This is a genomic window from Streptomyces sp. NPDC059003 (assembly GCF_042740445.1).
Classification (GTDB): Bacteria; Actinomycetota; Actinomycetes; order Streptomycetales; family Streptomycetaceae; genus Streptomyces.
Map to the genome: position 1 here is coordinate 13,614 of NZ_JBHYJH010000040.1, position 13,347 is coordinate 26,960.

Below are 13,347 nucleotides of genomic sequence, written 5' to 3' on the forward strand. Positions count from 1 at the left end.
CCACTCCCCCCTCTAGCCGCAGAACCTGAGTACGGTGGTGAACTCCCCCGACCGCGCGGCGCCGTCGGCGAAGCCGGTGCCGACCAGCGTGGTCGCGGGCTCCTTGCGCCCGAAACCGGCGGAGTACCAGCCGAGCGGCGGGTCGCTCTCGCCGTGGTGCGCCTGCCAGCTCAGCTGTCCGGGCAGGTCGAGCACCGCGGAGCGGTCCTCGCCGTCCCGGGTCCAGGTGAGCACCGCCCAGTTGCCCACCAGGTCCACCGCGATCGCCGGGCCGAGGTGGAACGCCAGGCGCACGGCGTGCCGCTGACCGTGCCGGCCGCGGACCTCGTCGACGATCCGCAGCTCCTGGCTCGCGGCGGTCAGCTCCACCCGGCGGCGGTGCACGGAGCCCTGGTAGCCGTCGTGCTCGGCCGACCAGCGGGAGGTGCCCTCGCCGGAGGGTTCCGCGACCAGGACGCGGCTGCGGGCGTGCCGGGTCCACAGGAACGGGCCGCCGGACTCGGACTGGTCGGCGCCGTCCAGCTGCAGGGTGTTGTGGCCGAGGGTCGACCGGAAGTACTGCCGCCACTCGGGCTGGCCGTGGTAGCAGAACGTCCCCGGGTCGGCGAGCACGTCGACGCCGTCGTGCCGGACCTCGACGGACAGCGCGTCCGCGTGGGCGTGCGCGGCGATGGACAGGAACCCGTGCGGGCCGCCGTCGCAGCGGCACCAGATCTCTCCAGGGCCGCGCAGGATCGTCAGGCCCGCGTCGGCGAAGTGCGCCGGGCGGCTCGCAGGGCGGGTCACGGTCCGGCTCCGCGAGTACGGCCGGATGAGCGCGGCGAGCAGCGGGGTGCGCACGTCGGTGCCGGTCACCTCGGGCCACCAGTCGAGCCGGCCGAACACGGCGTCCCCGGTGGCGAGGAGCGAGCCCCAGCGGTCGGTGCCCGCACCGTCCACGACCAGGCCGTGCCCGTCGTCCGCGTCCCCCTGGCGCGGCGGGCGCAGCCGGTTGTCCACGACGGCCGCGAGCGCGTCGGTCATCCGCAGCAGCACGAGCCGCAGTGAGGCGGGGACCGGCACGTCGGCGGCGTCCGCCTCGGCCACCGCGGCCAGGGCGAGCTCCAGGACGAGCCCGTGGTACTCGGTGGCCAGCTCGCGGTTGAGTCCTGAGCCGAAGGTGTTGGCGCGCAGCTGTCGCTCCAGGGACCGCAGCGCGTCGTCCCGCCAGCGCGCCGACGTGGGGAACCACGCGAACGCGCAGGCTGCGGCGGACTGCCCGGCGGCCTCGGCGATGACGTGGTTGTTCGCCGAGGAGCCGCGGCTGGGGAAGGCGGCGAGCCAGCGCTGGTGGTGCCAGATCTGGTTCAGCGCCACCGGGTTGTCCTCGAAGAGCCCGGCCGCGCCCGGCCAGCCGTCGAGCAGCCGCCGGATCCACACCCAGGAGAGCAGCCGGATCCCCAGCTCGATGCCGCTGATCCAGTGCACCCCGCGCAGCGGCGGGTTGGCCGTCCACCACGACCGCAGGTGCGCGGCCACGCGCTCGGCGTACCGCTCGTCCTGGGTGAGCGCGTAGGCGGCGGCGAGCACGGTGAGGTACTGGTGCCGGGACGGCTCCCAGATCTGCTTGATGTCCCCGACCGCGTCCTCGTTCCGGTACGGCACGTCGAAGGCGTAGCCCCACGGCGCCCGGCGCCCGGTCTTCGGGTCGGCCCACCAGTCCGGGTCGGCCAGGTCGTCGCGGACCACGCCGAAGAACTCGGCGTGCCCGGCCATCAGGCGGTCCGCCTCGGCGACGAGGCGCTTCGCGGCGTCCGGCGGCACCGCGGCGACCGTCCCTGCGGGCAAGGCCGCGGTGAACCGGGCGCCGGTCACGCTCGGGCACTTGGGCCGTGCCGAGCGCCACCGCCGCCTGCGCACCGCGTCGACCGCCCGGCCGCCGACCTCCCGCGGCCCCATCCGGGAGAGGCGGCGCAGGTACCAGCCCGCGCTCCCCGAGCTCACCGTCATCGCGCCCGCTCCAACGCCACCGGCGCGCCGGTCGCCAGGCCGGTCCGCACGGCGAGGGTGGCCGCCGTGGTGGCGGCCAGGGACTCCAGCGGCACCGGCATCGGCCCGCCGGTCCGCACGGCCTTGACGAACGCGGCCAGTTCGGCGTTCTGGCCCTTGTCCCTGGCCTTGGGAAGGCGCGAGCTGACCCACTTCTTGGGTCCTGCTCCCCCGTCGGTGAACACCGAGGCGCGGACGAAGTCGTCGAGCCGCAGCACCTTGCCGTCGGCGATCAGGTCGAGGGTCTCCTTGGGGAAGGCGGGCGCGCCGGTGGTGACGTAGCTGATCGTGGCGGTGGAGCCGTCCGGGTAGCGGAGGACGACCTGGAGGTCCTCGTTGCCGGGGGTGGCGGTCGCGTACACCGAGACCGGGTCGGCCCCGAGCAGCCAGCTCGCCGTGTCGATGAAGTGCCCGCCCTCACCGGCGAACCGTGAGCCCTCGGTGCCCTGTCGGAGGTACCAGCTGCCGTGGTCGAGGCGGCCCGCGTTGACCAGGTAGCGCAGGCTCGCCGGACCGGTCCGGGCGCCGAACCGCTCCTTGGCCTCCCGCAGCAGCGGCGCGAACCGGCGGTTGAAGCCCACCTGGAGCCGGTCGTTGCCGGACTCCGCCACCGCCGCGAGCACCCCGGCCAGGTCGTCCTCGGTGAGGGCGAGCGGCTTCTCCACGAACACCGCCTTGCCCGCGAGCAGTGCCTTGCGGGTCAGTTCGGCGTGCGAGCTGTGGCGGGTGACCACGAACACCGCGTCGATGGCCTGGTCGCCGAGCACGGCGTCGAGATCGGTGGTCGCCCGGGCGAAGCCGAACTTCCGCTGCGCGTTGGTCGCGGACAGCGCCGTCGTGGTGACGACCGTGGACAGCTCGACGCCGTCGCGCTCCGCCAGGTGCGGAAGGAGCATCGACGTCGCGTAGTTCCCCGCGCCGACGAACGCGAGGCGCACGGGCGTCCTGGCGGCCCGGACCGGACTCCGCTCGGCGCTCTGGGTGGACACCGCCACGGCGGGCACGGCCACCGCCGGCGCCTCCTGCGCCTCGGCCGCGCGCTCCGGATACCGGAACAGCACCGCCACGGCCTTCAAGTCGCCGTCCTTCAGGCGCTGGTACGTCTCCACGGCGTCGTCGAAGTCGGCGACGTGGGAGACCAGGGGCTCCACGTCGACGCGGCCGCGGGCGGCGAGGTCGAGGAAGCACGCCAGGTTGCGGCGCTCGGTCCAGCGCACGTAGCCGATCGGGTAGTCCCGCCCCTCCAGCTCGTACTCCGGGTCGTAGCGCCCGGGGCCGTAACTGCGCGAGAACCGGACGTCGAGCTCCTTCTCGTAGTACGCGTTCCACGGCAGGTCCAGGCGGCACTTGCCGATGTCGACGACCCGGCCGCGGTCCCGGCAGAGCCGGGCGGCCAGCTCGACGGGCTGGTTGCTGCCGCCGCCCGCGGCCAGGTACACCTGGTCCACGCCGTGGCCGTCGGTGAGTTCGGCGACGGCGGCCTCCACGGCCGCGGACCCGGGATCGCCGCAGGCCGCCGCGCCCAGGCGCTCCGCGAGCTCGCAGCGCGCCGGGTCGGGGTCGGCCCCGACGACGCGGACCCCCGAGGCGGCCAGGAGCTGCACCACCAGCTGTCCGATCAGGCCGAGGCCGATGACCAGGGCCACGTCGCCGAGCTGCGGCTCGCCGCGGCGCACGCCCTGCATCGCGATCGACCCGACGGTGCCGAAGGCGGCGTGCCGGGGCGCCAGGGCGTCCGGCACCGGGGCGTAGAGGTTCTTCGGCACCCAGTTGAGCTCGGCGTGCAGCGCGTGCTCGTTGCCGGCGCAGGCCACGAGGTCGCCGACCTTCACGTCGTCGATCCCGGCGCCGACCTGCTCGACCACCCCGCACAGCGAGTAGCCGAGCGGCGTGTACGAGTCCAGCTTGCCCATCACCTTGCGGTAGGTGGCGGGCACCCCGTTGGTGGCCACGCTCTGCATGACCTTGGCCACCTGGTCGGGGCGCGAGCGGGCCTTGCCGAGCATCGACATGCCGGCCTCGGACACCTTCATGAGCTCGGTCCCGGTGGAGATCAGCGAATACGCGCTGCGGACGAGCACTCCGCCCGCCTTGCACCCCGGCACCGGCACGTCGAGCACCGCCAGCTCGCCGCTCTTGTAGTTCTGCACAACCTGCTTCACCCGAACTCCTCTGAATTCCTAAGCCGTTAACCGAGTGCTCTGACCGGACCCAGAGGTCGCGTCGCGATACCAGTACTCAAGGGTCAGTACGTGCCACAGATGCTTGGAGAAGTCCCGCTGCCCCGCGGCGTCCTCGGCGACCATCCGCGCCAGGGCGTCGCGGCGCAGGAACCCGGAGCTGACGAGCACGCCGTCGTTGACCACCTCGCGCACCAGCGGCGCCAGGTCCCGGCTCATCCAGGCCCGCAGCGGGGCGCTGAACAGGCCCTTGGGCCGGTACACGATCTCCTTGGGCAGGATCGAGGTGGCCGCCTCCTTGAGGACGGCCTTGCCCTGCCGTCCGGCGATCTTGCGGTCGCCGGGGAAGGCGAACGCCGCCCGCACCACCTCGACGTCCACGTACGGCACCCGCACCTCGGTCGACGCGGCCATGCTGGAGCGGTCCGTGTACGTGAGGTTCAGGCCCGGCAGGAACATCCGGGCGTCGCCCAGGCACATGCGGTTGACGAAGTCGTCGAGGTCGTTGTCCCGGTAGACGTCCGCGTGCTCGGTCAGGACGTCGTCGACGGTCCCGGCCAGGTCCGGGTCGACGAGGGCGAGCAGCTCCTCCTGGTCGTACATGGTGTAGCTGCGCCGGAACGCGGTCTCCTCCGGCAGCTCGGCGAAGGACAGGAACCGCTTCGCGAACCGCACCGACCGGTAGCCCCGCCGTGCCGTGGCGACCGGAAGGCGGTCCACCGCTCCGTACACCGCGCGCCGCAGGGGCCGCGGGACGCGCTGGTAGCGCAGGGCCAGCACATTGGCCAGGTGCTTGCGGTACCCGGCGAACAGCTCGTCGGCGCCCATCCCCGAGAGCATCACCTTGACCCCGGCCTCCCGGGCGGCCGTACAGATCAGGAACGTGTTGATCGCCGCCGGGTCGCCGATGGGCTCGTCCAGGTGGTACGTCATCCGCGGCAACAGGTCGAGCACGTTCGGGGCGATCTCGATCTCGTGCAGGTCGACGCCGTACCGCCCGGCCACCTGCCGGGCGTAGCGCAGGTCGTCCGGCATCGCCTCGAACTTGGCGTCCTCGGCACGGAATCCGATCGTGTAGGCGGAGATCCCCGGCTGGTGGCGGGCCGCGAGGGCGGTCAGATAGCTGGAGTCGAGGCCGCCGGAGAGGAAGGTCGCCACGGGCACGTCGGAGAGCAGGTGGCGCCGGGTCGACTCCTCGACAATGGCGGCCAGATCGGGCTGTTCGCCGCTGCGGGCGCGCTCCCGGCCCTCGGCCGCGACGTCCTTCAGGTGCCAGTACCGGCCGCGCTCCACCCGGCCGTCGGCCCGGCACCTGAGCCAGCTCCCCGGCGGCAGCTTCTCCGCCTCGCGGAACGCGCAGCGCGAGTCCGGCACCCAGTAGTAGAGGAGCGAGGCCACAAGGGCCGCATGGTCCACCTCAAGCGATCCGCCGGTGGCGGCGGCGAGCGCCTTGAGCTCGGAGGCGAACACCAGGCCCTCGCCGCGCCGGAGCAGGAACAGCGGCTTGATGCCGAGCTGGTCGCGGGCGAGCACCAGGTCGCCGGTGCGCTCGTCGAAGATCCCGAACGCGAACATGCCGCGCAGCCGTGCCAGGCAGTCCGTGCCCCAGCGCCGCCAGGCCTCCAGGACCACCTCGGTGTCGGAGGTGCCGCGGAAGCGCACCCCGGCGGCGGCCAGCTCGGCCCGCAGCTCGGGCGCGTTGTACAGCTCGCCGTTGTACGTCAGGGCGAGGCCGCCCGAGACCATCGGCTGGGCGCCGGTCTCGGACAGGTCGATGATGGCCAACCTGCGGTGCCCCAGGTGCACTTCGCCGTCACCGGCGGGGTGGCTGTACCGGCCCGCCCCGTCCGGGCCGCGGTGGGCGAGGGTCTCGGTGAGCCGGTCGGTCACGACCTTCCCGTCCGGCCATCGGTACGTGCCTGCGATGCCACACATGATCTACCGCGCCTCCTGGTCGCTGTCCGGGACCCGCGCGGCCGGCACCGACGGCCGCTCCATCCGCAGCTGGCCCGTCCCGTTCTGCCGGGCCGACCGCTTAAAAGGGCCGTTGAAAGGGCCGCGCAGCGCGGTGTGCAGGCCGTCCCACAGGGTGCCGTCGGTCCGGTCCCGCGGATCGGGGTCGACAAGGACCACCCCGATCACCGGGATGCCCTGGTCCGCGAGCTGCCGCGCCACGGTGTGCAGCCACGCGGCGCTGCCGTGCCCGGCCCGCACGACGAGCACCGTCTCGCCGCCGAGGTACTGCAGGTCGGTCCACGCGGTGCCGGGCGCGACCGAGCCGACACCGAGCCGGCGCACCTCCTGCGGCAGGGCCGCGGCACGCTCCCCGCTGACCACGTCCGGGTCTCCGGGCTCCGTGCGCCGGTTGGCGAGCTGCGGTCCCGGCAGGCCGTCGACGACGGCCACCGGGCCGTCCGCCGCCAGTGCCCTGGCGACGTCGAGGGCGATCGCGCTCGTGGTGCGCGCACAGCCCAGTTCGAGCAGCGACACCGGTTCCCCGCAGCCGCGCACGGTGCGGGCCAGTGTCGTGGTGAGCCTCGTGCGTGCCGCTCTGGTCCGTCGCAGCTGCCACGGCCTCGGCAGGCGTGGCGCGCGGCGCAGCTCCGCGATGACCGAGGCGCCCAGGTTCGCCGCGATCTCCCGGCGCAGCACGGGGCGGTCCGCCACCACCGCGCCGACCGCGGCCACCGCGAGGCCGACGACGAGCCCGAGGACGGACCCGATCCCGGCGTTGGTGACGGCGGCCTTGGGCAGGGAGTGCCGCACCGCGCGCGGGGCGTCCACGATCTGCGTGCCGGCGACGGCCTTGGGCGTGCCGACGCGTGCCTCCTCGGCGCGCTGGGCGAAGTCGGCGATGCGTGAGGTGAGTTCGGCGCGGCGGGCGAAGAGCGTCTCCGCGCGCGCCGGCGCCTTCGGGTCGCTCTCCGGTGTGCGGTCCCCGATCTCCTTGTTGACCTGGGCGAGTTCCTTCTGCATGCGGTCGCGCTGGTCGAGCAGGGCCTTGGCCTCGGCCTTCGCCGCCTGCCGCAGCCGCCGCACGTGGTCCGCGACGAACGCGTCGGCCACCGCCTTGGCCCGGGTCATCGCCTCCTCGTCGCTGTCGGCCGTGACGTCGATCCGCAGCAGGTTGTTGGTGAGGCCGGTGCCCCGGTAGGTCCCCATGAAGTCCTCCGGGTTCTCGTGGGACTTGAGGGACTTGAGGGCCTCGCTCGCGATCCGTGTGGTCTTCAGGAGCTCGACGTCGGTGCGGATCAGCGTTCCGGTGTCGTTCGGCTGGTCCTCCTGATGCGCGACGAGGACCTTGGTCGCCGCGGTCGGCGGCGGCGGTCGCAGGACCGCGAGCGCCGCGCCGGCGAGCAGTCCGATCAGTGCCATCAGGCTCCAGAGGCGGCGGCGCCTGCGCACCGCCACCACCAGCGCCTGCAGGTCAAGCAGCGGAGTCGCGGCCGACGACTCCGACGTCGTACTCGTCCTCACACAGAACCCCCCGTTCCGTGGCCGCGCGCCGCGAGCGCCAGGTCGGCGCTCTCCGGAGTGCGGCCGGCAGAGCGCGTCGTACGGGCCCGGACCGTGCCCGCGACGACGATGCCGACGACCTCGTGCCTGCCGTCCGCGCACGCCTCGGCGATGCCGCCGAGCTCCCCCGCGGTCCAGCTGCCCGCGCTGAGCACGACCAGGACACCGGACTCGGTGTCGCGGTCCGGCACCAGCGGCTGGGCCACCGAGACCTCCACCACCCGCAGCGCGGGGTATCCCCTGCCCGACGGGCTCGGGGACGGATCGCCCGTGGCCTCGGCGACGAGCTGCCCGGCGGCCCGGCGGGCGATCTCGTCGCCCTCCGGCACGACGACGAGGAGCCGTCGGGGCGCCGGCAGCTTCTCCTTCAGGCGGGCGCACACCCGCCGGTAGCGGATCCGTCTGCTCTCCTCGTCGCCGGACCTGCGCGGGGCCGGTGTGTCCCACCGGGTTTCGACGCCGAGGAACCAGCGGATCCAGGCCTTCGGGCCGCTGCCCCGGGGCCGGTGCGCGGACCGTTCACCGGGCACGTCGACGGCGCCGATGAGCGTCGAGCCGAGCGCCGCGGCGATCTCCGGTTCGGTGCGCAGGCGGCGGTTCATCCGCGCGGCGGTGAGATGGCCGATGACCCCGGCCACGAAGAACAGCAGCGCGCCCGCGCCGATGAGCTGCATCCTGGTCGGCGGCGCCTCGCTGGTCGGCCGGGCGGCGGGGCCCATGACGACCATGCCGGCCTTGTTGGTCGCCGGGTCGGCCTCGTCGAGCTTCTTCATGGCCTCCTGCAGCGAGGTGCGCAGCTTCTCGAGCTCGGTGCGGGCCTGCACGCTCTCCACGGTCTGCCCCGGGTCGGCCGCGTTGGCCAGCTCGGTGATGCGGCGGTTGGTCTCCGCCACCTTCTTCCGCAGTACTTCGGGCTCGGTGGCCGCTCCGGAGTCGGTGCTGTCGCCCGCGAGCCGCGCGGCGAAGGTGACGAACTGCTGCGCCACCCGGTCGGAGAGCTGCTGCGCGCGCTCCGGGGTTTCGGCCGTGCCCGAGATCTTGAGGATGTTCCCGTCGGCGGCCTTGGCGCTCACCCGGTCCCGCAGCTCGCCGCCGCTGACGCCCTTCCAGCCCAGCGTGGCGGCCGCCCGGTCGACCACCGACGAACTGGTCGCGATCTCCGCCTGGGTCAGCAGCTCGCGCTCCTCCCACTGCCCCGGGAGCAGTACCGACACCGAGGCCGTGTAGCGCGGCGGGAACAGCAGCGAGGCGCCGTAGCCGACGAGCGCGCCGAGCACGGCGACGACGGCGAGGAGCCGCCAGCGCCGACGGAAGATCCGCCCGATCGTGACCAGGCGTATTGCTTCATCACTCAACTGCGCTGCCTCTTCCCTGTGCGGACCGGGGCGGCCGCCGACGCCGGAGTGCGGTCGCGGCAGGCGGCGGCGTAGGCGGCGAGCAGCTGTGCCTGCGAGTTCCGCCAGGACAGCTCGCCGCCGATCCGCTCCTGGCCGACCTTGCCCATCCGGGCCCGCCGGTCCGGGTCGTCGAGGAGCAGCGCGACGAGCCGGGCGAACTCGGACTCGTCGTTGGCGGGCGCGTAGACGGCGGCGTCACCGGCGGAGACGCGCGCCTCCTTCAGGTCGAACGAGACGATCGGCCGGCCCATCGCCATGTACTCGAGGACCTTGTTCATGGTCGACACGTCGTTGAGCGGATTGCGCGGGTCGGGAGACAGGCACACGTCCGCGCTGGACAGGTAGCGCACCAGGTCGGCGTCCGGGATGCGCCCGGTGAACTGCACCTGCTCCGAGAGCCCGAGCCGCCGGGAGAGGTCCACCATCGCGTCGAAGGCGTCGCCGGAGCCGACGAACACCGCGTGCCAGTCGGTCCGCCCGAGCTCGTCGCGCAGCTTCGCGAGGGCCCGTAGGGCGTAGTCGACGCCGTCCTGCGGCCCCATGACGCCGAGGTAGCACAGCAGATGGGGCTTGCCGCGCTTCAACTCCGGCTCGGGCGGCACCGGTTGGAACCGGTCGACCTGGGGCGCGCTGCGCACCACGAAGACGTCCTCCGGTCTCTTGCCGCCGCGGCGCACCGCGACGTCCCGGTAGCTCTCGTTCGTGGCGATCACGATGTCCGCGGCCCGGTAGGTCAGCCGTTCCAGGGCGCACACGGCGCGGTGGAGCAGGTCCTCGCCGCGGCCGAACCGGGACAGGTACAGCTCGGGCACCAGGTCGTGCTGGTCGAAGACGAACCGCGCGCCGCGTCGCGTCAGCCACCGCGCCGGCAGGAACAGCAGGTCGGGCGGGTTGCAGGCGTGGACCACGTGGACCGGGCCGACCGTGCGGGCGAGCCGGTACGTGTGCCACAGGGCCGTGCCGTACTCCCGCAGGTACCCGGCGGGACCGCCGGTGGCCGCGCGCAGCGGGTAGCGGTGGATCCGCACCCCGTCGATCACCGCCTCCGGCTCCCTGTCGCGCTTCTCGCCGCGGGGGCAGATGACGTGCACCTCCCAGCCCGCGTCGCGCAGCGTCGTGCACTCCTGCCACACCCGCCGGTCGAACGGCACCGACAGGTTCTCGACCAGGATCAGCGCGCGCCGGCCCGGCCGCGCGCCGTCTTTCGCGTTACCAAGCAAGGCCCACGTACCCCGGTTCGGCCCGGCGCGCCTCGGCGTCGGGGAGGCGGATGAGGTCGACGATCACCGGTCTCCCGCCGTGGGGCAGCGCCGCGACGACGGCCGGGTCCCTGGTCCCGACCAGGCACACCTCGGCGTGGTCGAGCACCTCGTCGACGGAGTCCGCGAGCAGCTGCGCGAGGTGCGGGAGGCGGGTCTCGATGTACTCGCGGTTCGCGCCCATCAGCCGGGAGAGGCTCACGTTGGCGTCGTGGATCTTCAGGTCGTACCCCTTGCCGAAGAGCCGCTCCGCCAGCTCGACGAGCGGGCTTTCGCGGAGGTCGTCGGTGCCGGGCTTGAAGGAGAGCCCGAACAGGCCGACGCGGCGCTTTCCGGTGCGCTCGACCAGGTCCACCGCGCGCTGCAGGTGGTCGGAGTTGGAGGGCAGCACGTGGGCGAGGATGGGCACCGAGACGTCGGCCCGCTGCGCCGCGTAGACGAGGCTGCGCAGGTCCTTGGGCAGGCAGGAGCCGCCGAAGGCGAAGCCGGGCCGCAGGTAGGCGGGGCTGATGTTCAGCTTGCGGTCGGCCAGGAACACGTCGATCACCTGGTGGGAGTCGACGCCGAGCGCCTGGCAGACCGCGCCCAGCTCGTTCGCGAAGCCGATCTTGAGGCCGTGGAACGCGTTGTCCGCGTACTTGATCGCCTCGGCCGCCGGGACGGGCACCCGGAACACCTCGCCGGGCAGGCCGTCGTACAGCGCCGCCACCACGTCGCCGCTCGCCGGGTCGAGCTCGCCGATGACGGTCTTGGGCGGGTCGAAGAAGTCCCGCACGCTGGTGCCCTCGCGCAGGAACTCCGGGTTGACCGCGACCCCGAAGTCCGCCCCGGCCGTGCCGCCGACGTACTTCTCCAGGATCGGCACGAGCAGGTTCAGGCAGGTGCCGGGGAGCATGGTGCTGCGGAACACGACGGTGTGCCGACCGCCCTTGTCTGCGAGCGCGGCGCCGATCTGTTCGGTGACCCGCTCCAAGTACGTGGTGCACAGGCTGCCGTTGGGCTCCGACGGCGTGCCCACGCAGACGAGCGACACGTCGCTGCCCATGACCGCCTCGCGGACGTCACGGGTGGCGCGCAGCGCTCCGGTGCGCACGACCTCGGCGGTGAGCTCGCCGATCCGCTCCTCGACCACCGGCGCCTTGCCGCTGTTGACCAGGTCGACCTTCGCCTGGTTCACGTCCACGCCGATGACCTCGTGGCCCTGGCTCGCCAGGCACGCGGCCGACACACAGCCCACGTAGCCGAGCCCTAAGACGCTGACTCTCACGATCCGTTCCTCCCCCCGGGCAGGCCCTTGTGGCCTGCCGTCCGCGCGCCGGCCGGGCGGCGCCCCCCGCACATCAGTAGGCCCCCTGGCCGTAGAGCACCGCACGCAGCGTCTTCCACAAGATCACTGTGTCCAGGGCGAGCGACCAGTCCTCCACGTACCGCAGGTCGAGGCGGACCGCCTCCTCCCACGGCAGGTCACTGCGCCCGCTGATCTGCCACAGGCCGGTGAGCCCGGGCTTGACGAGCAGCCGCCGCCGGATGTCCGGGCCGTACGCGGCGGACTCCTCCGGCAGCGGGGGCCGCGGACCGACGAGCGACATCGATCCGGTGAGTACGTTGAAAAGCTGCGGCAGTTCGTCGATCGAGTACCGGCGAAGGACCGCTCCCACCCGGGTCACCCGCGGGTCCCTGCGGAGCTTGAAGAGCAGCCCCGCGCCCTCGTTGCGGTGGGCCAGCTGGGCCCGTGCCCCGTCGGCACCGGCGACCATGGTGCGGAACTTGAAGATGGTGAACTCGCGGCCGTCCTTGCCGACCCTGCGCTGACGGTAGACCACCCCGCCCCGGCTGTCCGCGAGCACGAGCAGCCCGACGGCCACCATCAGCGGCGCGAACAGGAGCAGCAGGATCGCCGCGCCGAGGCGGTCGACGACCTCTTTGACCACCCGGCGGCCCCCGGTGAAGGTCGGCATGCTGACCCGCAGGAGCGGGATCCCGAGCACCGCGTCGACGTGCAGCCGCGGTCCCGCCACCTCCATCAGGACGGGGGCCACGACCATCTCGGCGTCGCTGCCTTCGAGGTTCCAGGCGAGGCGCTGCAGCCGGTCCGGTGACCAGTGCGGGTCCGGCGTGACCGCGACGACGCGGTAGCCGTCGCGGCGGACGTGGTGGGCGACGTCCGCGAGGCGGCCGACGACCGGCACGCCGTCCAGCTGGTCACCGTCGAGGCGGTCGCCGTCGAGCCCGATGCCGTCCGTCGTGCACACCGCGTCCACGCGCCAGCCGAGGTGCGGGAACTTGCGGGCCCGGGTGATCAGGTCGCGCAGGGTGGCGGGGCTCCCGGCGGCGAGCACGGGTCTCAGGCAGTGCCCTTCCTTCCGCTGTCTGTGCAGCCGCAGGCGCAGCAGATAGCGGGCGGTCATCGTGACGAGCCCGATCGCGGGGATCGCGACGAAGATCCAGAGCTTGATGTTGCGCGAGGTCAGGGCGATCCCGCCGAGGGCGAGGACGACCGCCGACATGAACAGTGAGCGTCCGAGCCGGCGGAACTCCTCCGCGCCCTGACCGAGCACGGCCGGAGCCCACGACCGGCTCACGCCGAGCGCCCCGAGCACCAGGAGTTCGGTGCCGAAGGCGAGAAAGGCCCAGTTCTCGTGCCAGTTGGCGGCGTCCCTGACTCCGAAGAAGCCGCCGATCGCCGCCACCACGAACGCGGTGGCGAGGGTATCGCTGGTGATCACGGTACGGCGGTACCGCTGTTCCCAGTCGTTCGCGGGCCGGCTGATCGTCCCGTTCGTCGGACGCCCGCGCGTCGACGGAAACGGGCTGGCTAATTCCCCCTGCTGCACGGGACCCCCCAGATCTCCAGTGGTGCGGCGTGTTCGCCGGACCCTGTTTCTCCCTCGGGAGGCACCCCCGCCCCCCGCGCCGCGCTGTTCCTCCCCTCGGGAGGTCCCCGCCTCCCGCACACGCACATCCCGG

At 73.2% G+C, this 13,347-nt stretch carries 8 protein-coding genes; all 8 read right to left on the reverse strand.

Features of this window, described 5'->3' with window-relative positions; translation table 11 throughout:
- Positions 1-12 precede the first annotated feature (12 nt).
- Positions 13-1,989 carry an alginate lyase family protein gene (locus ACFWZ5_RS16995; RefSeq protein ID WP_384800869.1) on the reverse strand — a complete coding sequence of 659 codons (1,977 nt, stop codon included), beginning with the start codon at positions 1,987-1,989 and terminating at the stop codon, positions 13-15.
- Positions 1,986-4,190, reverse strand: coding sequence for a bi-domain-containing oxidoreductase (locus ACFWZ5_RS17000; RefSeq protein ID WP_384890805.1), 2,205 nt, complete (start codon positions 4,188-4,190; stop codon positions 1,986-1,988). Before ACFWZ5_RS17000 ends, ACFWZ5_RS16995 begins: the two co-directional genes overlap by 4 nt.
- An 18-nt stretch (positions 4,191-4,208) precedes the next feature.
- The gene (gene asnB / locus ACFWZ5_RS17005) at positions 4,209-6,143 is read right to left on the reverse strand and encodes an asparagine synthase (glutamine-hydrolyzing) (RefSeq protein WP_384799930.1); all 1,935 of its coding nucleotides are present in this window, start codon (positions 6,141-6,143) and stop codon (positions 4,209-4,211) included.
- Between the two features lie 3 nt (positions 6,144-6,146).
- Complete coding sequence (locus tag ACFWZ5_RS17010) at positions 6,147-7,685, reverse strand: Wzz/FepE/Etk N-terminal domain-containing protein (RefSeq protein ID WP_384799933.1); 1,539 nt, start codon at positions 7,683-7,685, stop codon at positions 6,147-6,149.
- A complete protein-coding gene (locus ACFWZ5_RS17015) occupies positions 7,682-9,079 on the reverse strand; it encodes a Wzz/FepE/Etk N-terminal domain-containing protein (RefSeq protein WP_384799936.1) in 1,398 nt (465 codons plus the stop codon). The genes ACFWZ5_RS17010 and ACFWZ5_RS17015 overlap by 4 nt, the downstream gene beginning before the upstream one ends.
- The gene (locus tag ACFWZ5_RS17020) at positions 9,076-10,341 is read right to left on the reverse strand and encodes a glycosyltransferase family 4 protein (RefSeq protein WP_384799939.1); all 1,266 of its coding nucleotides are present in this window, start codon (positions 10,339-10,341) and stop codon (positions 9,076-9,078) included. The genes ACFWZ5_RS17015 and ACFWZ5_RS17020 overlap by 4 nt, the downstream gene beginning before the upstream one ends.
- Positions 10,331-11,647 carry a nucleotide sugar dehydrogenase gene (locus tag ACFWZ5_RS17025; RefSeq protein ID WP_384799942.1) on the reverse strand — a complete coding sequence of 439 codons (1,317 nt, stop codon included), beginning with the start codon at positions 11,645-11,647 and terminating at the stop codon, positions 10,331-10,333. The genes ACFWZ5_RS17020 and ACFWZ5_RS17025 overlap by 11 nt, the downstream gene beginning before the upstream one ends.
- A gap of 73 nt (positions 11,648-11,720) precedes the next feature.
- Positions 11,721-13,214, reverse strand: coding sequence for a sugar transferase (locus ACFWZ5_RS17030; RefSeq protein WP_384799945.1), 1,494 nt, complete (start codon positions 13,212-13,214; stop codon positions 11,721-11,723).
- Positions 13,215-13,347 lie beyond the last annotated feature (133 nt).

What these genes read in the sequence shown, in the direction of transcription:
- ACFWZ5_RS16995 (WP_384800869.1), bottom strand. Translation starts at nt 1,989, where the DNA reads ATGACGGTGAGCTCGGGGAGCGCGGGCTGGTACCTGCGCCGCCTCTCC.
- asnB (WP_384799930.1), bottom strand. Translation starts at nt 6,143, where the DNA reads ATGTGTGGCATCGCAGGCACGTACCGATGGCCGGACGGGAAGGTCGTG.